The sequence below is a fragment of the Nocardia jiangsuensis genome (genome assembly GCF_042650385.1).
Classification (GTDB): domain Bacteria; phylum Actinomycetota; class Actinomycetes; order Mycobacteriales; family Mycobacteriaceae; genus Nocardia; species Nocardia jiangsuensis.
Genome location: NZ_JBHSAX010000003.1, coordinates 335,707 through 359,578 on the forward strand (window position 1 = coordinate 335,707; position 23,872 = coordinate 359,578).

Consider the following 23,872-nt stretch of genomic DNA (forward strand, 5'->3'; position numbering starts at 1 on the left):
GTGAGCCTGCCGTCCGTTCTGGTCGATCGCCTTCGCCTGCCCGTGATCGCCTCGCCGATGTTCCTCGTCTCCGGCCCCGATCTGGTGATCGCCCAGTGCACCGCCGGGGTGGTCGGCTCGTTCCCGAGCCTGAACGCGCGCCCGCTCGCCGAGCTGCGGGTGTGGTTGACGCGGATCACCGAGGCGCTGGCAGCGCACGATGCCGCGCATCCGGAGGCGCCGAGCGCGCCGTTCGCGGTGAACCTCATCGTGCACCGGACGAATGCGCGGCTGGCGGAGGATCTGGCGCTGGTGGAGGAGTTCGGGGTGCCGATCGTGATCACCTCGCTGGGGGCGCGGCCCGAGGTCAACGAGCGGATCCACGCCTACGGCGGGATCGTGCTGCACGACATCATCCACGACGCCTACGCGCGCAAGGCCGTGGACAAGGGGGCGGACGGGCTGATCGCGGTGGCGGCGGGTGCGGGCGGGCACGCGGGGACGCAGTCGCCGTTCGCGCTGGTGCAGGAGATCAGGGCGTGGTTCGACGGGCCGCTGGCGCTCTCCGGGTCGATCGCGCACGGGCGCTCGGTGCTGGCTGCCGAAGCCGCCGGGGCCGATCTGGCCTATATCGGGTCGCTGTTCATCGCCACCGAGGAGGCGAACGCGGTGCCCGGGTACAAGCAGATGGTGGTCGATTCCAGCGCCGCCGACATCGTCTACACCGACCGGTTCACCGGGGTGCACGGGAATTACCTGGCGCCGAGCATCGTCGCCGCCGGGCTCGACCCGGCTCGGCTCGCCGGTGCCGAGACAGGGGCGATCGACTTCGGTGATGACGGAGCGCTCGGGGCCAAGGCGTGGCGCGATGTCTGGGGTGCCGGGCACGGGGTCGGCGCGGTCAGCGAGGTTCGTCCGGCCGCCGCGGTCGTCGACCGGCTCGCCGTCGAGTACGAAGCGGCGCGCGAGCGGCTGCTCGTGCGCTGAGACGCTCGAAACGGGGTCACCACTGCTACTGCCGTGGCACGCGCGACCTGGGTCGGACCGCTCGCCCAGTCGTCACCGGAAGCTCGATCAACCCGTGCAGGGCGAGACCCTCGCGGTGTACAGCCGGACCCGTGACCGCCAGATCCGGGAACGCGCGCAGCAGGGCCGGGAAGGCGATCTGCGCTTCGAGCCGGGCCAGCGGCGCGCCGAGGCAGTAGTGCAGCCCGCCGCCGAAGGAGAGCGGCGCCTCGTCGGCGCGGTCCAGCCGGAGTACGTCGGGATCGGGGAAGACTTCCGCGTCGCGGTTGGCGGCGCCGATCAGCGTGACCACCCGCTGCCCGGCGGGCAGCACCCGGCCTGCCACCGCGAGCTCCTCGGGCGCGGTGCGCGAGGAGAGCAGTTGCACGGGTGAGTCGTAGCGCAGCAGTTCCTCGGTGGCCGCGACCGCGAGCTCGGGTCGCTCGCGCAACGCCGCCGCCTCCCCCGGGTGGCCGAGCAGCGCGACGAGGCCGTTGGCGAGCAGCCCGGTGGTGGTCTCGAAACCGGCGGCGAGCAGCAGGGCGGCGGTGGTGATGATCTCGTCGTCGGCGAGTCCGTCGACCTGGCTCAGCGCGGACACGAGGTCGTCGGCGGGTTCGCGGCGGCGGCGGGCGAGCAGCTCGCGGAAGTAGGTCTCGATCTCGACGGCGGCCGGGTCGGCGCGGTCGACGATCTCGGGGGTCAGCCCGTCGAGGACGCCGGTCCAGTGCCGGACCAGCAGCTGGAACCGGGCGCGGTCCGGCTCCGGGATGCCGAGCAGCTCGCCGATCACGGTGACCGGCAGCGGGAAGGCGAAGGCCTCGATGAAGTCGGCGGTGCCGGAGATGCGCAGCTCCGCGATCAGGTCGTCGACGATGCGCTCGACGGCGGGGCGCAGCCCGGTGACCCGGCGGGCGGTGAAGGTGCCCGCGGCGGAGCGGCGCAGCCTGGTATGCACCGGCGGGTTTCGCACCAGCATGCTGGTGAACATCAGCCGCAGCGCGGGGCGCTCCCGCCAGTGCTCGAAACCGGCTGCGTTCAGCGCGAGCTCGGGGCGCTTGACGAAGCGGTGGTCGCGGATGAGCGCGGCGGCCAGCCGGTAGTCGGTGACCAGCAGGGTGCCGGTGGGGTCGAGCACGGCGGGCCCGAGCGCGCGCAGCCGCCGGTACAGCGGGTACGGGTCGGCGCGGCCCGCCGGGCTCGCCAGTTCGGTCAGTACCTCGATCAGGTCGGTGCCGGTCGATTCGATGTCGGCGGTCATCGTCACCCCCACTTCGGCGCCGAGACGGGCAAGTGGTGCCGAGCGTACCCGTCCGCGCGGGCGGCGCGGCGCGCGTGAACATCCCCCGGCGCCTCCGGTCATGCGCTGAAAAGGCAAGTGTGCGAACGGTACTCGACATCCGCGGCCTTCCCGGCGCCGTCTCGCGATCATCGGTGCCGAATGCCCGATCGACGCCGCCGATCGCGGAGCCGTCGGCCCCGCGTGAGACAGTGGCCGCGACGGAAGGAGAGCCGCGTGGCGACGACGGCAGGGCAGATCGAGCGCGGCATCGAGGCGGCGCTGACCGCGATCACCGCGCAGGACGCGGCCGCGTTCACCGAGGCGGCCGCCGACCTCGCCGCGCTGCCCGCCGAGCAGACCGGGCTGGTCCTCGGCGCCGCCCTGCGCGAACTGCTCGAGGTCGCGCACCCGGACGGCCTGGACGCCGACGACATCCAGGCCGCGCTCGCGCGCACGGTCCGCGCGACCCTCGCCTGGCTGCCCGACCTCGACCCGGCCGGTTTCGTCGCCGCGCTCACCGGCGCGCTCGGCGTCACCGAGCCGGACGAGGTCCCGCCCCCGCCCGCCGTCACCCAGCCCGCCGCGCTGCTGCTCATCGCCGATCTCGCGGCGGTCGCGCGGGTGCGGGCGACCGCGGCCGTCCGCAGCGCCTTCGCCGAGATCGAGCGTGCCGAGACGGTGGAGATGCCGTAGCGGCACCCCGGGTCCGGCTACGCCGCGGGCACCGCGCCACCGGGCCCGGCCACCGGGAGCCGGCGGGGTGCGCAGGCGCCGTTCGGATCAGGGCGGGTCGAGAACATCGCTGTCCGCGCCCACCCACGCTCCGTGCAACCCGGCGGGCACCCGTTGCGGCAGCTGGATCGAGGCGATCGGCCCCGCCGCCGGATCCTCGGCGCTCAGAACGTGGAACCGCGAGCTCATATCGCCCGGGTCGGTGGCGATCGCACCCCAGTAGTCGTGCTCGGCGCCGGGCAGGAAGACCGGCTCCCCGACCGCGAGATCGCCCGCGTTCCAGACCTTCTCGGTGTCGCGCTCGGGATCGAGGAAGACCAGCGCATTGCGCCCGGGACCACTCGAGACCGTCGCGACCGTGCCGTGCGGACGGCTGATCAGCCGGTCGTCGATCCGCGGGAACTCCACGAACCGGTCACTGAGCACCGTGCGCCGCACCGCGCCCGACTCCGGATCGATCACCGCCCGCTCCACCCCGCCGCGCTGCTCCTCGGCGACCTCCGCGAGCCCGCCCGGATAGCTCCACCGCACGTAGTCGACCACGACCCGGCCCTGCTCGTCGTCGTGCGCGTTGGCGAAGTGCCACACCCAGAACGGCTCGGTGTGCGACCAGCGCACCGGCGATCCGTCGCGCGGGATGAGCGCGATCCCGGTGCCGTTGCCCGGCCGCCAGTCCAGCAGCGAGCCGCCGTTCAGCATGCCGGGGATGTCGAAGATCAGCGGGCCGAGGAAGAGCACGATGTAGCGCTCGGTGAGCGCCATGTCGTGCACCATGATCGGCTCGTCGACGCCGTCCACCGGGGTCGGGGCGCGGCGCAGCCCGCCGTCCGGCGCCACCACCGACCAGGCCAGGTAGGGCGGCTCCAGCCGGTAGGTGAAGAGCACGAGCTCGCCGGTGCGCGGGTCGAGCTTGGGGTGCGCGGTGCTGCCGAGCGCCATGGCGCCCGCGCAGTCGTCGCGGCCGAGGGTGGCCAGGTCGCCGGGGTCGAGGCGGTAGGGCTGCTCGCTCTCGGCCATGGCGAGCAACTTCCCGGCATGCGCCACCACATTGATGTCGGGCAGCTCCCTGCTCGTTCCGGCGAGCTCCGGCCCGACCAGTTCGGGGCCGGGGGTGTAGAGGTCGGTGATGCCCGCCCAGATCGCGTGCCCGGCCCGCTCCTCGGCGACCACCATGGGGGTGCGGACGAAGCGGTTGGCGTAGCTCGCGGCGCCGTCGCGCAGGGTGACCCGGTGCACCATGGCGTCGCCGTCCAGCGGGTAGACGAAGGTGCCGATGGGGTCGAAGCGCGGGTTGGGGCCATTGCGGAAGTAGGTGCCGTTCAGGTCGGCCGGGAGCACGCCGGTGACCGGTAGCTCCGCGACCGAGACCTCGCGCCGCTGCGGGGCGAACACCCCGGAGAGGTGCGGGTTGTGGTTCAGGTCCACGGGAGCGGGCGGAGTCGGGGCTGCGGTCATCGGCTCTCCTCGCAAGCGGTCCCCTTCGCCCGGCAGCCTAGCGGCTACCGGCGCGATTCAGCACTCGTTCGGGGCAGGCTCGCCGCGCAGCCGGGCGCCGAGCCACGCGGCGGCGCCGGGGAAGCCGCCGGGGAGCGCGATGAGGTGCTCACCCGGCTCGCTGCGGAAGACCGCGGAGACGCCGCGCGCGCACTGCCGCTGGTAGAGCTGCTGCGCGCCGTCGAACGGAATCCACAGGTCGTGCGCGCCGTGGTAGATGTAGAGCGGCACCTGCGAGGTGCGGTCGCTGAGGTCGGTGCGCGCGAAGATCTCGTCCGCGACCGCGCTGTCCAGTGCGTCGGCGACGTTCGCGGCGACGTCGATCGGGATGCCGATCACCCCGAGGAAGCCGATGGCCTGCCCGCACACCGCGTTCAGTGGCGAGGTGGCCGCCCAGGTGGCGAGGTGGTTCATCCGGTCGAGGATTTCCGGGTGCTCGCGCGAGTAGGCGAGGACGACGGCGAGCAGCACCCCGGAGGCGAAGTTGCCGTTGAACCGGTCGGCGATCACCCGGTTGTCGGTGACCAGCCCGCCCATCGCGGCGCCGACCACGGCGTCGCGCAGCTCGGGGGCGTACTCGCCGAGCAGCATGGCCGCCCCGTGCGAGGCGATGGCGCCGCCGGAGTAGCCGCCGAGCGCGAACCGGCTGTCACCGAAGCCGGGGGTGGCGCGGACCGCGCGGATGCCGTCCAGGACGACGTGCGCGGCGACGTTCGGCTCCGCGTACGCCATGTTCGGGCCCTCGTGGTCGGTGACCAGCACGGCGAAGCCCTGGTTCAGCCCCCAGGCCGCGGTCGGCGGGATCGAGTCGGTGGCGAAGTTCTTGAAGGCCGGGCCGTGTGCCAGGGCATAACCCGGGGTGCACGTGGTGCCGAGTGAGTTGATCGGCTGGTTGTCGACCAGCACCGGCCGGTCGCCCCCGGTCCACGGGGTGAGCGGGACGACCAGGGTGGCCGTGCCGAACGCGGCCGCGCCGGTCGCCGAGGTCGAGCGGTACTTGACCAGGGTGGCGCGGGCGATCGGCACCCCGACCACGAGGGCTGCCGACGCGGTGACGTCGCGCTGCTCGAGGATGTCGCCGGGGTTCAGTGCCGCGAGCCCGGCCGGGGTGGCGTCGAAGAACGGGTCGCCGGTCGGCGGCGAATGCACCGCGTGCAGGAGCGCGGCCTGCTCCGGGGTCAAACCGTCGACCGGCGGGCCGGGCGGGAGCGCCGGCGCGGGAACGACGCTGTCGATGCCCTGCTGGAGCCCGGAGGGGGCGCCGGGATCCTCCTCGGCGTTGGCCGGGTACGGCCCGGTCGCGAGCAGGCATGCGGTGGCTGCCGTGACCATCAGGGCACGGAGCGTCCAGCGTTCGTTCATCCGAGAGACCTCACGCGTGAATGCGAATAGTGTTCCCGGACAATCCATCCGGGATCGAAAGCGGCGGGCGGCTCGCCGCTGAACCCGGCCCGCGGGAGCCACCGTAGTTGCCGCGCAGCGCTTCCCGGCTGCCGCGCGCGGATGTCTGGGACTTTCACCACTGCGGCGCCGGAGCGATCTTGGAGATCGCACACCGATGGCCGAAAGTGCCGCAGTCCGACCGGTCTTGACTGTGCCGCGGCGGCACGGTGTCGAATCGGTTCCGCACCGGGAACCCAGGAGGACAACTCGATGAACGGCCTACCCCGCACCATCGCCGTGCTGGCGGCGATCGTCGTCGGCGCGACATCCGCGGCGGCGTGCGGCACCGACGAGCCCGCGCCGCCGATCGCGTGGAGCCCCTGCCCCGCCGAGGTGGTGGCCGAGGCCGCGCCGACCCGGTTGGACTGCGCCACCGTGCCGGTCCCGCTGGACCACACCGCCCCGGCGAGCGGCGAGATCGAGATCATGATCTCGCGGCTGGCCGGCCCGAACCCGGACAAGCGCCGGGGCGTGCTGCTGTTGAACCCGGGCGGGCCGGGCGGGTCCGGGCTGGCGTTCCCCGCTTTCCTGGTGGCGCGCGGGATGCCCGCGAGCGTCACCGACAGCTATGACGTGATCGGCATGGACACCAGGGGGATCGGGCACTCCGCGCGGATCGAGTGCGGTTTCACCGGCGAGGGGCCGTACGTCGGCAACCTGCCGCCGTACGCGGTCGACGACGCGGCGGTCTCCGCGCGCGCCGAGGTCGTCCGCGGGGTAGCCCAGCAGTGCGCGGACAACGACCCCGACGACCGGCTGCGCCACATCAGCACCGCCGACATGGCCCGCGACCTGGACGCCATCCGCGCCGCGCTCGGCGAGGAGAAGGCCAGCTTCCTCGGCTACTCCTACGGCAGCGCGCTCGGCGCCGCCTACGCCTCGATGTTCCCGGACCGCGCCGACCGCGTGGTGCTGGACAGCATCGTCGGCGACACCCACCTGGACCGCGACGGCATGCGCCGCTACGCCCTCGGCATGGAGCAGACATTCCCCGACTTCGCCGCTTGGGCGGCGGAGCGCGACGACACCTACGGCCTCGGCCGCACCCCGGACGAGGTCCGCGCCGCCTACCTGGAGCTGGCGGACCGGCTGGACCGGGAGCCGGTGGACGGGCTGACCGGCGCCATCTTCCGGGGCAGCGTGTTCGCCTACCTGTTCAACGAGCGGCAGTACCCGGTGCTGGCCGGGTTGTGGCAGTCGCTGCGCACCGGCGCCGAGCCGCCCGACACCGGCGAGGTGCCCGACCTCGCCTCGTTCGACAACTCGTGGACCGTGTTCCTCGCGGTGACCTGCAACGACGTCGACTGGCCCGAAGAGGTGCGGCGCTATCGCGACGCCGTGGCCGAGGACCGGGAGCGGTACCCGCTCTACGGCGCCGCCGCCGCGAACATCATCCCGTGCGCGTACTGGCCGCACGAGCCGGCCGAGCCGCCGGTCCCCGTGCTCGCCGACGGCCCGGCGAACATCCTGCTGGTGCAGAACCGCCGCGACGTCCCCACCCCGCACCGCGGCGCCGAACTGCTGCGCGAGAAGTTCGGCGACCGGGCCCGGCTGGTGAGCGTCGACGCCGCGGGCCACGGCGCCTACCTGCTCGGCGAGAACCCGTGCGCGAACGACGTCACGACCGCCTACCTGGTCGACGGCACGCTCCCGGCCGCGGACGTGTCCTGCCCCGCATCCTGACCCGGGGGGCAGACTGGGTGGAATGACGGAGACAGGGGAGTCGACCAGGACCGTGCTCGTCGCATTCGCCGCGAACCTCGCGATCGCGGCGGCGAAATCGGTGGCGGCGGTGCTCACCGGCTCGGCGTCGATGGTGGCCGAGGCGGCGCACTCCTGGTCGGACACCGGCAACGAGATATTCCTGCTGATCGCCGACCGGCGCGGCCGCCGCCCGGCCGACGCGGAGCATCCGCTCGGCCACGGGCGCGAGGCGTACGTGTGGTCGCTGCTCGCCGCGGTCGGGCTGTTCGTTGCCGGTGCGGCGGTCTCGGTCTGGCACGGGGTCTCCGAGCTGCTGCACGAGACGCCGGGCGGGGAGAACTATCTCGTCGGCTATGCGGTGCTCGCCATCGCCTTCCTGCTGGAGGGCATCTCCTGGCTGCGGGCGGTCAGGCAGCTCGGCGGCGAGGCCCAGGAGCGCGACAGCGACCTGCTCGACTACGTCATGGAGACCTCCGACCCGACGCTGCGCGCGGTCTTCGCCGAGGACAGCGCCGCGCTCATCGGCATCCTGCTCGCCGCCGGAGGCATGGGGCTGCACCAGCTCACCGGCGATCCGCTCTGGGACGCGCTCGGCTCCATCCTGGTCGGGCTGCTGCTCGGCGGCGTCGCGGTGCTGCTGATCGACAGCAACCGCCGCTTCCTCGCGGGCGAACCGGCCGGCGCGCCGATCCACGCCGCCGCCATCGCCCGGATCGAGGCGCTGCCGCAGGTGGATTCGGTGCGGTTCGTCCGGCTCGAGTACGTCGGGCCGCGCAAGGTCTTCCTGGTCGGGAGCGTGGACCTGGTCGGCGATCCGGCCGAGCACACCATCGCCACCACGCTGCGCGATCTGGAGCACGAGCTGGAGCGGAACGAGCGGGTGGCGCAGGCGGTGCTGACCGTCGCCGGGCCGTAGGTGTCGGTACCCACTGGCACCCTGAGGGTGGAGGTGGTGCCAGATGGGCTTCGACATCCGGGTTCCGGTGGGGGTGTCCGCGGCGCCGCTGCTCGCCGGGTTCGCCGCGGCTTTTCCCGCCCAGCGCGTGCCGATCGCCCGGTTCCTCACCTGGCTGGCCGCGCGCCGCGGGTACGAGGACGCGCTGGACAGTGCCGCCGGGCGCGATCTCGCCGTGAGCGGGTACCTGCGCGCCGGGGCCGTCGACAGTGATCTGACCGCGCTGCGGGTCTTCTACCGCTGGCTCGGGCTCGGCGCACCCGCCGCGCGCCGGGCCCCACCGGACGAGCGGGCGCTGACCGCCGAGCAGGAGCGGGCGGTGCTCGGCGCGGCGGCCCGCCGCGGCAGCCGGGCCTACGCGCTGCTGCTGCTCGCGCTGGACACCGGCGCCGGGGGAGCGGAGCTGGCCGCGCTCGACCTCGGCGCGCTCGACCTGGCGGAGTGGCCGGGCCGGATCACCCTCGGCGCGGACCGGACGGTGCCGGTCGCCGCGGCGACCAGGGGTGCCCTGACCGCCTGGCTGGAGGAGCGCCGCCTGCTCACCGATGCGGAGGTGCTCGCGGTCTTCGTCACGGAATACGCCCCGCACCGGCGGCTCGCACACCGCACGGTGGCGGAGATCCTGCGCGGCATCGGTGCCGACGCGGAGGTGGAACTGGGGCACCACGTTCTGCGGAGCACCGCCGAGCAGCGGCTGGCCCGTTCCGGGCTCACCCCCGAGGCCGTGGCGGACCGGCTCGGGCAGCGCGCGGCGGAGCGGATGCCGTTGCCGCCGTGCGGGCGCGAACAGCTCGACCTCTTCGGCGACAGTCCGGCCTCCGTGCTCCGGCACTCCTGACCTCGGGTCCGCGGCCGTGCGCGGGACGGTACGGCGGCGGTGCTCAGCGGTGTCCGCGCAGGACGACGGCGAGGTTGCGGGCGGCGTGCGGGTCACCCCGATCGACGGCGTGCCGCAGCCAGAACGCCGCCTCGTCCGCCCGGCCCAGCTCGAACAGCACTACGCCGAGCGCGTTGAGCGCGGGCAGGTTCCCGGTGTCGACGGCCCGGCGCAGCCAGCTCTCCGCCTCGGCAGGCGATCCCCGCTCGTAGTGCAGCTTGCCGAGGTTGTAGAGCGCGGAGGTGTCACCGCGGTCGATCGCCCAGCGGTACCACGCGATGGCGTCGGCCCAGTCTCCGCGCGCGTACCGGATATTGCCGATATTGGCGGCGACCTCCGAGTGGCCGCGCTCGACCGCATGGCGATACCAGGACTCGGCGGCGTCCAGCTCGCCGCGGTCCCGGTGCGCGTGCGCGAGTTCGACCATGGCCTCCGGCACGCCGCGGTCGGCGGCCGCGCGCAGCGACTGGTCGGCGGGGACCGCGGGTTCGGGGCGGGTTCGCGCACCGTGACCGCCCGCAACGCGTCGATCGCCAGCGCGGTGCCGCTGGGGTAACGGTCGGCCGGGTCCTTGGCCATGGCGGTGGCGAGCACTTCGTCCAGCTCGGCGGGTACCCCCGGAATCCGCAGCAGCGGAACAGGTTCTGATCGGTGTCCGGACTCGGGGTCGGTGATGCCGAACGGGGTCCGGCCGGAGAGCAGCTGGTAGAAGACGCAGCCGAGGGCGTAGAGATCCGTGCGGGGACCGCCCTCCGCACCGGCCCAGCGCTCCGGCGCGGCATAGGCCGGGGTGCAGGTCGAGCGGGCCAGCCCGATATCGGTGATCACCGCGCGGTCGCCGTCCGGGTGCGGCTCGATCAGGATGTCGGTCAGCTTGAGGTCGCCGTGGTACGTGCCCCACTGGTGCGCGTGATCGAGCCCGCGGGCGATATCGGTGATCAGCCGGACCGCCCGCTCCGGCTCCAGCCCGCCCGCAGCGGCCGCCAGCAGCGGGGTGACATCGCCGCCAGGCACGTACCGCATGGCCAGCCAGCACTCCGGATCCCCTGACCGGCTGCGGTCGAGCACGGTCGCGATATTGGGGTGCTCGAGCCGCGGCCCCCGCTCGAAGCATGCCCGGAGCTCATCGTTCCCGGCATGCAGCACCTTGAGCGCCACGTCCCTGCGCTGGTCGGGATGGCGCGCCAGGTACACCGCGCCGTGCGCACCCGCGCCGAGCGGTTCCACGATCGTGTACTCCGCGAGAACTGCACCGGGCGTCAGCGCCACGATCCCTCCCAGCACAGTGAATACGGACATTTCCAGCCTCACACCGGTCGGGGCGTGAGCGCAAGCCGTCTCTTTCCGCGCAGGTGTTCGAGGAGCCGATCAGGTAGCGACCGGCCGCGCCCGAGTAGATCCTGGTCGCCGCGACCTAGTGCTTCTTCTTGATCGGCTTCTTCTTTTTCTTGGGCTTGTCGTGGTCGGGCTCCCACTCGTAACCGGGCGTGTTCGCCTCGCAGTAGGAGTTCGCGACGAGGACGTCGCCCTGGTCGCGCTCGCACCAGCGCTCGGACTTGCCGCAGCCCGAGACGCCGAGCGCGACCGTCGCGGCCAGCCCGAGCGCGGTTGCCGCGGTGACAAACCGGTGTGCCGTCATCGCCGACTCCTTCGATAGACCCGTATCCCCGGGTGATCCTAGGGTCCGCGCAGCGCCTCCAACAGCCGCCCCAGCGCGGCGGTGGTGCCGGGGAGCGCCTCCGGTTCGGTGGCCAGCCACAGCGCCGCCTCGTTCATGGCGCCGGAGAGCAGGTGGACCAGCGGCTCGAGCGGCTGGGCGGGCAGGGTGCCGTCGGCGACGAGCGGGGCGAGTGCGTCGCGCAGGTGGCTCGCGGAGTTCGCCTCGTCCAGGGCGCGCCATTCGTGCCAGCCGAGGACGGCGGGGCCGTCGACGAGCAGGATGCGCTGGACGGCCGGGTCGGTGGCGGCCACCAGGAAGGCGTCGCAGCCGGTGCGCAGCTGCTCCCAGGGGTCGTCCACGGCCTCGGCGGCGGTCGCGACCCGGGCGCCGACCTCCCGCTGCACCTCGGCGAGCACCGCGCGGAACAGCTCCTCCTTGCCGGAGAAGTTGTGATAGAGCGCGCCTTTGGTGACGCCGGCGGCGGCGACGATCCGGGCCAGCCCGACCGCCGCGTACCCCTCGGCCGCGAAGAGTTCGCGGCCACAGCGGACCAGCAGAGCGCGGGTCTGCTCGCGCTGGGCGGCGCGTTGGCTCGGCGGCATTCGCCCTCCTCATTGACATACCGACGGTATGCGAACTACCGTAGCTCACATACCGATGGTATGTGAAAGGTGTGACATGCGACTGCAGAGCTTCTACCCGGTGCTCGGCACCGAGGCGATCGCGGCGAGCCGCGACTTCTACTGCCACTGGCTGGGTTTCGAGGTGACCTTCGAGGCGGAGTGGTACGTGAGCCTGCGCCGACCGGGTCCGGTGCCGTGCGAGCTGGCACTGCTCGACCCGGCACACCCGTCCGTCCCGGCCGGCTACCGCGCCCCGGCGCGCGGCGTCCTGCTCAATGTCGAGGTCGACGATGTCGACGCGGAGTGGGAGCGCATGGTGACCGCGGGCGGGCTGCACCCGGAGCTGGCGATCAGGAGCGAGGATTTCGGGCAGCGGCACTTCATCGTCGCCGACCCGGGCGGGGTGCTGGTGGACGTGATCCAGCCCATCGAACCCGCGGGCGAGTTCTCCTCCCTCTTCAACGTATAGCGCACCCCGGGGCTTGCGGCAAGACCCGGGGCGTGCCGCAGAATCTCTCTCCGTTGGCCACTACCTGCGGAAATCGGGAGTTTCATGATCGACGTGATCATTGCGGGCGGCGGCCCGACCGGGCTGATGACGGCGAGCGAGCTGCGTTTGCACGGGGTCGGGGTGCTCGTGCTGGAGCAGGAGCCGGAGCCCACCGAGGTGGTGCGTTCGCTCGGCATGCACGCGCGCAGTATCGAGATCCTTGACCAGCGCGGAATCCTGGAGCGATTCGTTGAGCTGGGCACGAAGCACCCGGCGGGTGGGTTCTTCGCCGGGATTCCCAAGCCGCCGCCGGCGGAGCTGGACACCGCGCACCCCTTCACGCTGGGGTTGCCGCAGCCGATCACCGAGCGGCTGCTGGCCGAGCGGGCCGCCGAGCTCGGTGCCGAACTCAGGCGCGGGACCGCCGTGACCGGGCTGCGTCAGGACGAGAACGGGGTCACCGTCGAACTCGCCGACGGGTCGACGGAGACCGCGCGCTACCTGGTCGGCTGCGACGGCGGCCGGAGCACCGTGCGGAACCTGCTCGGGATCGAGTTTCCCGGCGAGCCGAGCCGGGTCGAGACGCTGCTCGGTGAGATGGCGGCGACCGCGCCACCGGAGGAGATGGCCGCGGTCACCGCCGAGATCCGCAAGACCGAGCTGCGCTTCGGCATCGGGCCGGTCGGCAACGGCCGGTACCGGGTGGTGGTGCCCGCGGCGGGGCTGAGCGAGGAGCGCGGCATCCCGCCGACGCTGGAGGAGTTCCGGTCCCGGTTGCATGCCGTGGCGGGCACGGATTTCGGGGTGCACTCCCCGCGCTGGCTCTCCCGCTTCGGCGACGGCACCAGGTTGGCCGAGCGGTACCGCAGCGGCCGCGTCTTCCTGGCGGGCGACGCCGCGCACGTGCACCCGCCGACCGGTGGGCAGGGGCTCAATCTCGGCATCCAGGACGCCTTCAACCTGGGGTGGAAGCTCGCCGCCGCGGTGCGCGGGTGGGCGCCGGACGATCTGCTCGACACCTACCAGGCCGAGCGGCACCCGGTCGCCGCCGAGGTGTTGGACAACACGCGGGCGCAGATGCAGCTCATGGCGCTGGATCCGGGTGCGCGGGCGGTGCGGCGGCTGGTCACCCGGCTCATGGAGTTCGAGGAGGTGAATCGGTACCTGGTGGAGTCTATCCACGCGATCGGCGTGCGCTACGACTTCGGCCCCGGCCCCGAGCTGGTCGGGCGCAGGCTGCGCGATATCCGGGTGGGCGAGGGGCGGTTGTACGAACACCTGCACGCCGGGCGCGGGCTGCTGCTCGACCCCACCGGGGAGCTGTCGGTGACCGGCCGGGCGGATCGGGTCGACCACCTGGCCGCCGACAGCCCGGAGTTGACCTCGCCCGCGGTGCTGCTGCGCCCGGACGGCCACGTGGCCTGGGCCGGTTCCGAACAGCGGGAACTGGATCACGCGCTGGCCCGCTGGTTCGGCCGGCCGAGCTGACGGGAGGTCGGTACACCGCCGGCGCTCGGTAGCCGTCAGTCCTCCTCGGTCTCCAGGTGCGACTCCATGCGCTCCAGGATGCTGTCGATGCGGCCGCGCACCCAGTCGGTGAGCCGGTCGTGGCCCATGGCGCTGGCGACCGGGGCCGGGTGGTCGAGCGGGATGACGTAGCGGCCGTCGTCCGGGAGGTCACGCCAGAGCAGCCCGGACTCGATCCGGCCGCGCGGGCCGTACTTGGAGCGGCCCTGCAGCACCTTCACGATGCCGGTGCTCAGCGCGGGGGTGTCGAAGAAGGCGTGGCTGCGCACGGTGTCGTCGTCGTCGGTGTCGTCGGTGTCCGCGATCCCGGACGACGGCCCCTGCGCGACCACCTCGGGCTCCGAGGTGGGCAGCGCCAGCCGGATGTCGTCCGATCGGCCCGCGGTGCACCGGGGCAGCAGCGCCATGACGGTGTCGGCGAGCGCGTGCGGGTCACACTCCACCGCGTCGAAACCGTCGGCGTGGTGCAGCGTTTCGCCCGGACGCTGGGTGATCACGTAACCGCGGGCGCGGTGCCGCACCGCGTGCACCCGGATGCGGCTCTTCGGGTTGTCGAAGTCCTGGTCGTCCCAGGCGTGGGCGACGACGAAGACATCCGGTTTGGCGATGGCGCCTGCCAGCGCGTCCAGTTCGTGGTCGAACCGGGCCCGCAGCGCCTTCCCGACCTCGAACTTCTCCCGCTCGTAGTCGTCGGCCAGCCGGGTGCGGCTGGTGAAGATGAACGGCGCGGGCAGCTCGCCCTGCCGCACCTCCTCGCAGAGCAGGCTGAACTCGAGATCGGTGAACTCCCAGCTGCGGTTCACGAGTCGATCACCGGCTTGACCCGATCAGGCACGGCGCCGATGGCATCGTCGAGGTGCGACCTGGACTGCAGGTACTTGGCCGGCTTGTGCGAGGTATTGCCCTGCGCGCCGCCTGCTCCCGCGCCGCCGCCGCCCATCATCGGGGCACCCATCCCGCCCATGCCCGGATTCGCCGACGCCGCGGCCGGATACAGCGGCTGCTCGGCGCCGGGCAGCGACGCCCGCGGGAAGAGCTGCGCGGCCCGCGACTGCTGGTAGGCGTGCTCGGGCAGCCCGCCGGGGCCGCCGACCGGGCCGGGACCACCGGCCCCGCCGCCGGAGCCGGAGCCGCCGCCCGCGCCGCCCGCCGGATCCGTCGGCAGTTCCCCGGTGGCGGCGGCGAGCGCGGCCGGGTCGAAGCGCCGGGCGAACTCCTGCAGCTGGTCCAGCCCGGGGAGCTGGCCGAGCGAGCCGAGCCCCTGGGTGAGGGCCTGCCCGATCTGTCCGAGGAAGTCCTTGCCCGCCTGCATGAATCCCTGCATGGGGCTGGCTGCGGCGCCGGACTGGCCGGGCAGCCCGGCGCCGGAACTCCACGCCGTCTTCGGGTCGAGCCCGGTAGCCGCCGCGACCGCCTTGTCGTCCAGCGCGTTGGGCAGGCTGTCCAGCACCGAGCGCACCTGGTCGGGGGAGAGGCCGGTGAGCTTCGCCAGTTCGGCGGCATCGGCGACCTTCGGGATGTTCTTCAGCACCGAGCGCACCTGCTCGGGGGAGAGGCCGGTGGCCTTGGCCAGGGTGTCCTCGTTCACCAGTCCCGGGAGGTTGCCGAGCATCGACTTCAGCTTGGCCGGGTCGGCGCCGGTCGCCTTCGCGAGCGCGTCCGCCAGGCCGCCGGTGTCCGGCATCCCCGCACCGGAGCCCGGCGCGCCGCCGCCGGTGCCGCCGCCGGACGATCCGCCCTTGGCGCCGTTCGGCATGGTCGCCGAGCCCAGCGAGGGGACGTTCGGCATGCCGGCACCGCTGCCCGACGAGCCGGAGCCCGAGCCGGACCCGGATTCGCCGGGGAGGCTGCTGCGGGGGAACGGGTTTCCCGAACTCGACGGCTTCGCCGCGGAGCCACCGCCCGGCGAACCGCCGCCGCCGGACGAGCCGACCGGGGTGGGCGGGCCGCCCAGCCCCGCGCCCGCGGCCTCGGCGTCCTTGCGCGCGGCCTCGTAGCCGGGCGGCAGGCTGCCGCCCGGCGACCCCGAACCGGAGCCGCCGCCGCTGCCCCCGCCCCTGGCGCCGTTGGGCATGGTCGCGCCGGAGCCACCCGAGCCCTGCGACCCGCCGCCGTTCGGTCCGGGCGCCGCGGCGCTGTAACCGGGCGGCAGCTGGCCCTGCCCGCCGCCCTGTCCGCCGCCTTCCTGACCACCGCTGTACTGGTCGCCGTACTGCCCGTTGCCGTATTCGCCGTTCCCGTACTGGCCGTCGCCGTATTCGCCGTTGCCGTACTGCCCATTGCCGTATTGCCCATTGCCGTACTGGCCGTTGCCGTATTGCCCGTAGGGGTCGCCGTACTGACCGTCGCCGTACTGACCGTTCCCGTAATGCCCGCTGACCGGGTCGTTCGGGCCGGGCGGCTGCGGCCCGCCCTGCCCGTTCTGCGGGACGGGCTCGGCGATCGGGCCGTTGACCACCGGCATCGCCGAGACGGTGTTCTTCATGCCCTCGCCGTAGTGCTTCTGCCACTCGTCGCGGTAGCGGCGGGTGACCCGGCCGGGGCAGCAGTCACCGGGATCGGGGCTGGACGGCATGCTCATGCGCGTCAGGTTCAGCCACTGCGCGCTGTAGTCCAGGTTCTGGCTCATCGCGATCATCGAGGTGATCAGCGGCTGCACGCCGTCGGAGTAGGCCTTGATCGCGGCGGCCGCCGCGGTGGCGCCCTGGCCCTCCCAGGCCTGGGTGCCGGTGTTGATCGCGTTCACGAAGGTGTTGAGCTTGGCGAGCAGGTCGGTCGACATGCTGTGCCAGGTGCCCGCGGCGGCGAGCACCGGCGCCGGGTCCAGCCCCTGGCCGAGGTCGTACAGCTCCTGGAAGCTCAGGCTGTCCTTGTTCTCGACGCTGGCGGTGACGCCCTTGTCCTTCTCGCCCTGGTAGTCCTTGAGCGAGGTCGGGAAGCCCTCGGCGTCGGCGCCCGTGGTGTGCAGCCTGCCTGCCTCGTCCTTCCAGGTGAACCCGTTCGGTTTGTCGAATTCGCCGTCCGGGCCGCCCGGCGCGGGCGCACCGGGGGTGTAGGCGCTCGCCTCGGTCGGCATCTTCAGCTCGCTGAGCGCCTGGAAGTTGCTGCTGGACTCGCCGTCGGCATTGGCGTACGCCTTGCCCGCGGCGATGTAGGTCTCGCCGATGTCCTTCACGATGTCGGCGTGGTCGTTCAGGATGGTGCGCAGCCGGACGCCCTTGTTGGTGAAGGCCATCGCCAGCTGCAGGCCGGAGGTGAGCGTACCGATCGGCCCGAAGTTGTCCAGGCGCAGGTTCGTCACGGCGGCGGCCATGCCGAGCAGGTCGTCGACCAGGTCGGCGCTGGCGCGGGCGGCGGCCAGCGCGTCGGCCGTGTCGAACTTCAGATACCCGGCCTTCGCCTGGTTCTGCAGCCCCGACCACGTGCCCGGTTCGGTAGCCATCTGGCGTGCACCTTCCTGTGGGACGGGCGAACCCGTCAGTCGTCGTTGTCGGCCACGACGGACCGCGGCGTGCGGGGATCGGAGTCGTCGTCCGGCCAGCGGGCCGGGTCGGGCGGGGTCAGCGGTGGCGGCGGCGCGGTCGGCATGAGCGAGCCGAGATCGGGTGCGCCCTCGACGATGTCGGAGAGCTTGGGCAGCGCGTTCTTCCGCTCGAGCAGCGGCTGCATGAGCTCCCGGCTGCGCTCGGCCACCCGTGCGGCCGCGGTCTGCACCGCCGCGGTGATGTTCTCCGCGATCTCCTCCAGGCTCAGGTCGAGCACGTCGTCGCCGAACTTCGTGGCGACGAGCACGCCGTCGGCGTTCACCGTGACCTCGATGCGCTGATCGCAGACGCGCACCGTCTCGGTGAGCAGGGCCCGGCTCCGCTGCAGCTCCGCGATGCCGCGGAACTGCTCGCCAAGCCCCTCCACCAGCGCCGCCATGTCGGCGCGCAGCGTCTCGTTCACCGGCTGCCCGCTCACGGGGCGCCGCCGAACTGGCCCGTGGTGCCGGCCTCGGTGCCCTCGAGCGCGTCCGCGGCTTCGGCCTGGCCGGTCGCCATGTCGCCGAGCGACTTCGCGGCGCCGAAGCAGCCCTCGATCATGTTGTCCCTGGCCGCCTTGTAGCCCTTCTCGCCGTCGAAGAACTTGTGGCCGCGCTTGTCGTTGCCCCACGGCATCGGCTCGGCGTCGGACTCGATGCCGCCGAGCGCGGCGCGCAGCCGGTCCGCGACGGTCTTGGTGTCGGTGGACAGCTCCCTGGTCAGCTCCGCGGCGTGCCGCAGCTTCGCCGGGTCGACCTCGAGGCGGTCTGCCATGGCGCTCCCTTCGGGGTCAGATGTTCAGCGGGACGTCGACCGGTGCCGCCGCGGGCGGCGGCGGCACCCACGGGCCCGGATTCGCGACCGGTGCCGTGTAGGGCCCCGGCAGCGGCTCCACCCAGGGCCACAGCTTGGAGCGCGGCTTGCCGCGCAGATCCTTGCCCTCGCCGAGGAACGGGTCGTGGTGCGTCGGCGGCGGTGGCAGCGGGGCGATCGGCGGCAGGGGCGCGGGCCGCGTCGGCGGCGGCGGTACCCAGCCGCCGTCGACGGAGGCCTGCCAGGAGGTGGGCGGCGCCCCCCGGCCGCCGCCGGAACCACCGCTGCTCGCCGACAGGTGGGTTTGCGCGGAGTAGAAGGTGCGGTCGCTGAAGCTGCGGTCGTCGCCGGTGCGGAACGAGCCGGTGCTGCCGCTGTGCGTGGAGGCCGGGCGCCCGGTCGTCGAGGCGACCGGCGTGACCGGCCGCACCGTGCTCGGCACTCCGGCCACCGAGCCGGGCCGCGAACTCGCGCCGCTCGACGACCCGTCGGTGACCGGCGGTGCCGGCTTCGACATCCAGACGTAGGAGCGGATGTCGCCGTGTCCGGGCTTGATCGTGTCCAGCGCGAACCCGCCGCGCGCACCGCCGAGGACGGCGCCGCGCGAGATGCCGCCCACCCAGCCGGGGCCGGAGGCGAACGAGGTCCAGTCGCCGGTCGCCGCGCCGACCGCGAGGTTGCCGAAGGCGGTGCCGACCGCGCCGGAGACGCCGCCGATCACCGCGCCGCGACCGATCCGGCCCGGGATGTTGTTCGTCCACTTGGTTCCGGCCTTGTCGATGCCCTTGCCGAGGTAGCGCCCGACCTCGCGGCCGGGAATAATGCCGGCGACGCCGGCGAGCACCGAGAGCCCGAACTCCTTGCCGTTGAAGTGCCGCCGCTTGCCGTCGGCCATCTGACCCAGCTGCACCGAGGCGTTGATCCCGCCCGCGATGGCGGTGGCCTCCAGCGCGCGTGCTCCGTAGACGCCCCAGCCCTTGGCGGTCGGGAACACCGGGCGCAGCCGCGCGGCCTGACTCCAGAAGTGCCGCTTGACGGTCGGCGCGCCGAGCCGCGCGGCGATATTGGTGATGATCTTCTGCACCCAGTCCTCGAAGACCTTGAGGAACGAGCGGGTGGTGGTGATCGCGGCGGCCTCGACGGCGGGCGCGGTGGGCGGGAACAGCCAGGCCCAGAGGATCTCCAGCGCCAGCCAGACCAGCGTCACGATGACGGTGATCTTGGTGGCCTGCATCTCGGTGCCCATGTCGAAGGTGCTGTCGCTGACCGTCTGCAGGTACTCGGCCAGCTGCTCCAGCGACTGCTCGCCGGTGCGGAAGCTGTCGTAGCGCGCGCCCATGGCGATGCCGCCGTCGCCCTGCGGGTAGGCGTCGATGGTGGCTTGCTTGGCCGCGTCGATATCCGCGAGCAGCGCCTTCAGCTCGGTGCTCGCCGTCTTCCACGCCTCCGCGACCGCCCAGGCTGCATCCTCGTCACCCTCGGGCCAGGTGGTCCCGGCCACCCAGGCCAGCCAGTGCAGCCCCTCCGGCAGTGTCAGCGTCATCGCCGTACCGCCGCGGTTCCCGGCTCGCTCATCGCGGCTCCCCTCTCGGCGTCGGCCGTCGTCGGATTAGAACCCAGTCGATTGAACCCGACATGACGGGAAGGCGAACACTGAACGCGCGCATCCCCTCGGCTCTCGCGATGCGAAAATTGTTTGTTTCCAATGGTGTTGGCTCGTGGCGTTCGTTCGCGAATGGTACCGTGCCGAGCCGATCGAGGAGGTGTCGCTGTCGTGACCGCAGCAGAGGATTCGCGCGCAGGCGAGGTGGATGGGGCGAGCCGCCGGATCGCCGAGGAGCTGATCGCGCTCGCACCGCCCGGCTGGCACGAGCTGCGGGCGGTGTTCGCGCTGACGACCGGGGCCGAGCTGGCGTCGGTCTTCTTCGCCGACGAGGAGGGGCACCCGGCGCAGGTGCTGCCCACCGAGGAGGTGCTGGCACTGGTCCGGCGGCAGCGCGCGGCCTCGGCGGCGCTGCCCGGCGGGCCGTGGTGGCGGTACCTGGTGCTGGCGACGGCGTCCGGGGAGATCGCCGTCGACCACGACTTCGGCGCCGAGCCGTTCCCGGACGACCACCTCTTCCCGCCCGACGCCTACCGCGCCGACCTGGAGACGTTCCCGCGCGAGCGGCTCCCGGTCTGGCTCGGCGCCTACCTCGGCCACGAGGACCGGCAGTCCCGCCCGGCCGAGCGCTCCGGGAATTCGGCCGGCACGACGCCGACGGTCGAGACCACGCTGCCCGCGCTGCCGCTGCTGGCCATGCGCTGGGCCGCCATCGCCGCCGCCTTCACCGCCGCCGGATCACCGTGGGGCCCGCGGGTGCTGCCCGCGCTCGGGCTCTTCGAGGGCGCCGAGCGCAGCGGGTCGTCGCTGTGGCTGGTGCCGGGCGACCGCGCGGTGCTCTCCGGCGGCGTGTGGGACGACCCGGCGCTGGACGCGGTCTACAACGCGGGCGCGCCCATGCCCGACCTCTACGCGGGCGCGCCGGGCTGGGTGGCCAACCCGCTGCTCAACCCGCGCGCGGGCGAGGGGCTGCTCTCCTTCTGCTACTGGTGGGAGGCGGGCCGCTGGTATCGCGGGGCCTCGCCGCCCGCGAGCGAGGCCGCGGCGGCGGTGCCGGCGGTGTGGAGCCGGGAGAGCGCCGCCGAGGTCATCGCCGCGCTCGCCGCCGAAGGGGGTGTGGGGGTACGGGACGCCGCCCTGGAGCTCGTTGTCGCGGCCGAACACGGCCAGGCGGACCGGGCACTGCTGGTCCGGCTCTTCGGCGAGACCGACGAGGTCGACGGCGGAGTGCTCCAGCTGCTCATGGCCGGTGCCGCGGAGTAGTCCGCGAACGATAACGCGTTCTGCCCCCGGCACCGGCGCCGGTGCGCTTGGATGGACGGCATGGATCTGCAGACCATCGCCGACCGGATCGAGATCACCGACCTGCTCACCCGCTACGCGCACGCGGTGGACAGCAAGGACTGGGAGCTCTACCGGACCGTCTTCACCGCCGACGCCCACATCGACTACGGCACCGCCGGCGGCCCGGTCGGCGACCTGGAGAAGGTGATCGACGGGCTCACCACGGGACTCGGATTGTTCAGCCGCACACAGCATTTCATTTCGAATATCGCGGTCGAGCTGGACGGCGACAATGCGCGGGTCCGGGCCATGTTCTTCAACCCGATGGTGGTGACGCCCGGCAAGCAGTTCTTCTGCGGCGGCTGGTACAACCATGAGCTGGTGCGCACCGGGGAGGGGTGGCGCAGCCGCAGGCTGATCGAGGAGGCGGCGTGGTTCGACGGGCTGGAGGCCGCCTTCACGCCGGATTCCGCCCCGGAAAAATAGAACACGTTATGCTGTCGCGATGGACCTGGTTGCACTCGAGGCGATCCGCGGGCTCAAGTACCGCTACTTCCGCACGCTCGACCTCAAGCTGTGGGACGAGTTCGCCGACACCCTGGCCGACGACTGCCGCGGCCGGTACGGCACGCACGCCCTCGGCGAGCCGCCGGTGCTGGACGGGCGCGCCGCCATCGTCGCCTTCATGCGGGAGAACCTGGGGCCGGGCATCGTCACCACGCACGTCGCCAACCACCCGGAGATCCGGGTCGACGGCGACACCGCCACCGGCAGCTGGCTCTTCGAGGACACCGTGCTGGCCACCGAGTGGGGTGCGCTGATCCGCGGCTCCGGCTACTACGCCGACGAGTACCGTCGCGACCCGGACGGCGCCTGGCGGATCACCGCGACCGGCTACCGCCGCATCTACGAGTCCTCGCAGTCGCTGGCCGACACCCCCAGCCACCGGCTGCTGTCCAATATGTGGGCCGAGCCGAGCTGAGGGCGCCGGGCGGTCAGCAGCCGTCCGCGAAATCCCAGGCCGGGGCGGGCGCCGCGTCGACGAAGGACTCCACCGAGCAGGCCCAGGCCCGCATGGTCTCCGCGCCGAGCAGGGTGAGCAGCTCCGCGGTCTGGGTGGCCTGGGCGCGCAGCGCGACGAGTTTGCGGTCGGCCAGCGCGTCGTCCAGCCGGAGCTCGACCGCGACCCGGTCGGGGGCGGCGCGCCACGGCAGGTCGGCGGAGTCGAAGAGCTGGAGCCGGTCGTAGACGTGCTGCCAGGTGTCGGCGAAGGCCGCGGTGAGCCGCGGGTGGAGGAGCCGGGCCGCGGGGGCCGCCCGGTTCCTGGCGGCCTCGGCCCAGGCCGAGACCATGCGGTGGTCCGGGTGGCCGGTGAAGCCGTCCGGGCCGAAGGTGAGCACGACCTCGGGGCGCACCTCGGCCACGATGGCGGCGAGCCGGGCGACCACGGCGTCGAACGGCTGCCGGGCGCAGCCGCCGTCAGGGAGGCCGAGCTGGTGGTGCTCGGTGACGCCGAGCGCGGCGAGGCTCGCGGTGAGCTCGACCTCCCTGACCGCGGCGAGCCGCTCCGGCGGCCAGTGCTCCGGGTCGTCGGTGCCGTGCTCGCCGCGGGTGGCGGTGACGCAGACGACCCGCCTGCCCGCCGCCCGCGCGGCCGCCATCAGCCCACCGGACAGGTAGACCTCGTCGTCGGGATGGGCCCAGATTCCCAGCACGGGGCCGGTGCCGGGCAGCGGGTTCGTCATGAGAGCGCGTCCTTCAGTGGGTGATCTCGTAGAGGATGTTGAACGGGTTCTCCATCTCGACCCGCCGGACGGTGCCGAAACCCGCGGCCGTGCACAGCTCGCGCGCCGTGTGTTCGGGGAACCCGCAGGTCCCGAGCCCGGCGCCGCCGTGCGCGAGCGAGGTGGTCATGCAGTAGAGCACGCTCACACCGTAGAAGTAGGCGGCGACCGGGCCTCGGTTGTCCTCGAGGCGGTGGCTGGAGTTGATGTCGAGGCACAGGTAGCGGCCGTCCGGGCGGAGCGCGGCGTGGATCGCCGCCAGGATGCCGCGCGGGTCGGCGGCGTCGTGCACGACGTCGAAGGTGGTGATCACGTCGTAGTCGCCGGGCAGCCCGCCGGAGACGTCGAGGCACTCGAAGCGCACCCGGTCGGCCACGCCCGCTGCCCGGGCCGCGGCCTCGGCCGCCGCGATGGACTCCGGGTGCACGTCGAAGCCGGTGTAGCGGCCCGCGGGGTAGCGCTCGGCCAGCCGGATCAGCGCCCGGCCACGGCCGCAGCCGATGTCGGCGACGTCGGCGCCGCGGCGCAGCGCCGCCTCCAGCTCCGGCAGCGTGGGCAGCCATACCTGCGGCAGCAGGTGGTCGAACCAGCCCGCGCTGAACCGCTCCAGCCCCTCGAACCAGTCCCGCGGGTAGGCGTTGATGGGCACTCCGCCGCCGGTGCGGAAGACCGCGAGCACCCGGTCGAGCATGCCGGTGAGCCCGTAGAGCGCCTGGTGCAGCCCGCCGATGTGGGCCGGGCTCTCGGTGGCGAGGACCGGCACGTGGGCGGGCGGGAGCAGGTAGGTGCCCGCGCCGGGGTCATGGGTCAGGTAGCCGTGCGCGGTCATCGCGGCCAGCCATTCGCGCAGGTAGCGCTCGTCGGTGCCGGTGCGCGCGGCGAGTTCGGGGCTGGTCACCGGGCGGGAGTCGGCCAGCGCGCGCCAGAGCCCGAGCCGGTCGCCGAACATGGTCATGGTGGTGGCCATCCAGGTGGCCGCGTCCGCGACCGCCCGGCCGGCGAAGGCCTGCACCTCGGCCGGGTCGAGCTCGAGCTGCTCCGTGGTACTCATCGTCTCCAACCTCCTGTTGCGATGTCGTCGATGCGAGGATGG

23 protein-coding genes and 1 pseudogene are annotated in these 23,872 nt (G+C 73.0%); 10 read left to right on the forward strand and 14 right to left on the reverse strand.

The window, feature by feature from the left end; genetic code table 11:
- A complete protein-coding gene (locus ACFO0B_RS03470; protein ID WP_378610803.1) occupies window positions 1–966 on the forward strand; it encodes an NAD(P)H-dependent flavin oxidoreductase in 966 nt (321 codons plus the stop codon).
- A 25-nt stretch (window positions 967–991) separates the two neighbouring features.
- Here ACFO0B_RS03470 and ACFO0B_RS03475 read toward each other — a convergent pair whose 3' ends face one another.
- A complete protein-coding gene (locus ACFO0B_RS03475; protein WP_378610804.1) occupies window positions 992–2,245 on the reverse strand; it encodes a cytochrome P450 in 1,254 nt (417 codons plus the stop codon).
- Between the two features lie 255 nt (window positions 2,246–2,500).
- Between ACFO0B_RS03475 and ACFO0B_RS03480 the strand changes: the two genes are divergently transcribed.
- Window positions 2,501–2,959, forward strand: coding sequence for a hypothetical protein (locus ACFO0B_RS03480; protein ID WP_378610805.1), 459 nt, complete (start codon window positions 2,501–2,503; stop codon window positions 2,957–2,959).
- An 87-nt stretch (window positions 2,960–3,046) separates the two neighbouring features.
- Here ACFO0B_RS03480 and ACFO0B_RS03485 read toward each other — a convergent pair whose 3' ends face one another.
- Together ACFO0B_RS03485 and ACFO0B_RS03490 are read right to left on the reverse strand one after the other, a co-directional pair.
- Window positions 3,047–4,453: a carotenoid oxygenase family protein gene (locus ACFO0B_RS03485; RefSeq protein WP_378610806.1), complete on the reverse strand. Its 1,407-nt coding sequence runs from the start codon at window positions 4,451–4,453 to the stop codon at window positions 3,047–3,049.
- A gap of 57 nt (window positions 4,454–4,510) precedes the next feature.
- A complete protein-coding gene (locus ACFO0B_RS03490; RefSeq protein ID WP_378610807.1) occupies window positions 4,511–5,854 on the reverse strand; it encodes a lipase family protein in 1,344 nt (447 codons plus the stop codon).
- 291 nt (window positions 5,855–6,145) lie between these two features.
- Here ACFO0B_RS03490 and ACFO0B_RS03495 point away from each other — a divergent pair, with 291 nt between their 5' ends.
- From ACFO0B_RS03495 to ACFO0B_RS03505, 3 genes are read left to right on the forward strand one after another with little or no spacing between them, the layout of a single operon-like run.
- Window positions 6,146–7,618: an alpha/beta hydrolase gene (locus tag ACFO0B_RS03495; RefSeq protein ID WP_378610808.1), complete on the forward strand. Its 1,473-nt coding sequence runs from the start codon at window positions 6,146–6,148 to the stop codon at window positions 7,616–7,618.
- Between the two features lie 22 nt (window positions 7,619–7,640).
- A complete protein-coding gene (locus ACFO0B_RS03500; protein ID WP_378610809.1) occupies window positions 7,641–8,555 on the forward strand; it encodes a cation diffusion facilitator family transporter in 915 nt (304 codons plus the stop codon).
- 43 nt (window positions 8,556–8,598) lie between these two features.
- A complete protein-coding gene (locus ACFO0B_RS03505) occupies window positions 8,599–9,432 on the forward strand; it encodes a site-specific integrase (RefSeq protein ID WP_378610810.1) in 834 nt (277 codons plus the stop codon).
- A 43-nt stretch (window positions 9,433–9,475) separates the two neighbouring features.
- On the opposite strand, the gene ACFO0B_RS03510 is transcribed toward ACFO0B_RS03505, so the two are convergent.
- The 4 genes and pseudogenes from ACFO0B_RS03510 to ACFO0B_RS03525 all read right to left on the reverse strand — a co-directional run bounded on the left by ACFO0B_RS03510 (window position 9,476) and on the right by ACFO0B_RS03525 (window position 11,733).
- Window positions 9,476–10,120, reverse strand: a complete 645-nt coding sequence (locus ACFO0B_RS03510) for a tetratricopeptide repeat protein (protein ID WP_378610871.1) — start codon at window positions 10,118–10,120, stop codon at window positions 9,476–9,478.
- Window positions 10,039–10,770, reverse strand: a pseudogene (locus ACFO0B_RS03515) (serine/threonine-protein kinase); the annotation flags it as partial. The pseudogene ACFO0B_RS03515 and the gene ACFO0B_RS03510, both read right to left, overlap by 82 nt.
- Window positions 10,771–10,885: 115 nt before the next feature.
- Window positions 10,886–11,110, reverse strand: a complete 225-nt coding sequence (locus tag ACFO0B_RS03520) for a hypothetical protein (protein ID WP_378610811.1) — start codon at window positions 11,108–11,110, stop codon at window positions 10,886–10,888.
- Window positions 11,111–11,148: 38 nt separating this feature from the next.
- A complete protein-coding gene (locus tag ACFO0B_RS03525) occupies window positions 11,149–11,733 on the reverse strand; it encodes a TetR/AcrR family transcriptional regulator (RefSeq protein ID WP_378610812.1) in 585 nt (194 codons plus the stop codon).
- Between the two features lie 76 nt (window positions 11,734–11,809).
- On the opposite strand from ACFO0B_RS03525, the gene ACFO0B_RS03530 reads away from it, so the two are divergent.
- Both ACFO0B_RS03530 and rox read left to right on the forward strand, forming a co-directional pair.
- Window positions 11,810–12,223: a VOC family protein gene (locus tag ACFO0B_RS03530; protein ID WP_378610813.1), complete on the forward strand. Its 414-nt coding sequence runs from the start codon at window positions 11,810–11,812 to the stop codon at window positions 12,221–12,223.
- 84 nt (window positions 12,224–12,307) lie between these two features.
- Window positions 12,308–13,732 (forward strand): rifampin monooxygenase, encoded by a 1,425-nt coding sequence (gene rox, locus ACFO0B_RS03535; protein ID WP_378610814.1) that lies wholly within the window; start codon window positions 12,308–12,310, stop codon window positions 13,730–13,732.
- 35 nt (window positions 13,733–13,767) lie between these two features.
- On the opposite strand, the gene ACFO0B_RS03540 is transcribed toward rox, so the two are convergent.
- Genes ACFO0B_RS03540 through ACFO0B_RS03560 form a run of 5 tightly spaced genes read right to left on the reverse strand, consistent with a single transcriptional unit; the run spans window position 13,768 to window position 19,651 of the window.
- Window positions 13,768–14,574 carry an ESX secretion-associated protein EspG gene (locus ACFO0B_RS03540; RefSeq protein WP_378610815.1) on the reverse strand — a complete coding sequence of 269 codons (807 nt, stop codon included), beginning with the start codon at window positions 14,572–14,574 and terminating at the stop codon, window positions 13,768–13,770.
- Window positions 14,571–17,213, reverse strand: a complete 2,643-nt coding sequence (locus ACFO0B_RS03545; RefSeq protein WP_378610816.1) for a hypothetical protein — start codon at window positions 17,211–17,213, stop codon at window positions 14,571–14,573. Before ACFO0B_RS03545 ends, ACFO0B_RS03540 begins: the two co-directional genes overlap by 4 nt.
- A gap of 35 nt (window positions 17,214–17,248) precedes the next feature.
- Complete coding sequence (locus tag ACFO0B_RS03550) at window positions 17,249–17,734, reverse strand: YbaB/EbfC family nucleoid-associated protein (protein WP_378610817.1); 486 nt, start codon at window positions 17,732–17,734, stop codon at window positions 17,249–17,251.
- The gene (locus tag ACFO0B_RS03555) at window positions 17,731–18,069 is read right to left on the reverse strand and encodes a hypothetical protein (protein ID WP_378610818.1); all 339 of its coding nucleotides are present in this window, start codon (window positions 18,067–18,069) and stop codon (window positions 17,731–17,733) included. The genes ACFO0B_RS03550 and ACFO0B_RS03555 overlap by 4 nt, the downstream gene beginning before the upstream one ends.
- A 16-nt stretch (window positions 18,070–18,085) precedes the next feature.
- Complete coding sequence (locus ACFO0B_RS03560) at window positions 18,086–19,651, reverse strand: WXG100 family type VII secretion target (RefSeq protein WP_378610819.1); 1,566 nt, start codon at window positions 19,649–19,651, stop codon at window positions 18,086–18,088.
- 231 nt (window positions 19,652–19,882) lie between these two features.
- On the opposite strand from ACFO0B_RS03560, the gene ACFO0B_RS03565 reads away from it, so the two are divergent.
- From ACFO0B_RS03565 to ACFO0B_RS03575, 3 genes are read left to right on the forward strand one after another with little or no spacing between them, the layout of a single operon-like run.
- Entirely contained in the window at window positions 19,883–20,974 is a 1,092-nt protein-coding gene (locus ACFO0B_RS03565) for a hypothetical protein (RefSeq protein WP_378610820.1), read from the forward strand.
- Window positions 20,975–21,034: 60 nt separating this feature from the next.
- On the forward strand, window positions 21,035–21,481 hold the full coding sequence (locus ACFO0B_RS03570; protein WP_378610821.1) for a nuclear transport factor 2 family protein: 447 nt from the start codon (window positions 21,035–21,037) through the stop codon (window positions 21,479–21,481).
- A 19-nt stretch (window positions 21,482–21,500) separates the two neighbouring features.
- Window positions 21,501–21,977, forward strand: a complete 477-nt coding sequence (locus ACFO0B_RS03575) for a nuclear transport factor 2 family protein (protein ID WP_378610822.1) — start codon at window positions 21,501–21,503, stop codon at window positions 21,975–21,977.
- Between the two features lie 13 nt (window positions 21,978–21,990).
- Here the strand turns inward: ACFO0B_RS03575 and ACFO0B_RS03580 are convergent, their stop codons facing one another.
- A complete protein-coding gene (locus tag ACFO0B_RS03580) occupies window positions 21,991–22,740 on the reverse strand; it encodes a PIG-L family deacetylase (protein ID WP_378610823.1) in 750 nt (249 codons plus the stop codon).
- Window positions 22,741–22,753: 13 nt separating this feature from the next.
- Entirely contained in the window at window positions 22,754–23,830 is a 1,077-nt protein-coding gene (locus tag ACFO0B_RS03585) for a methyltransferase (RefSeq protein ID WP_378610824.1), read from the reverse strand.
- Between the last annotated feature and the right edge of the window lie 42 nt (window positions 23,831–23,872).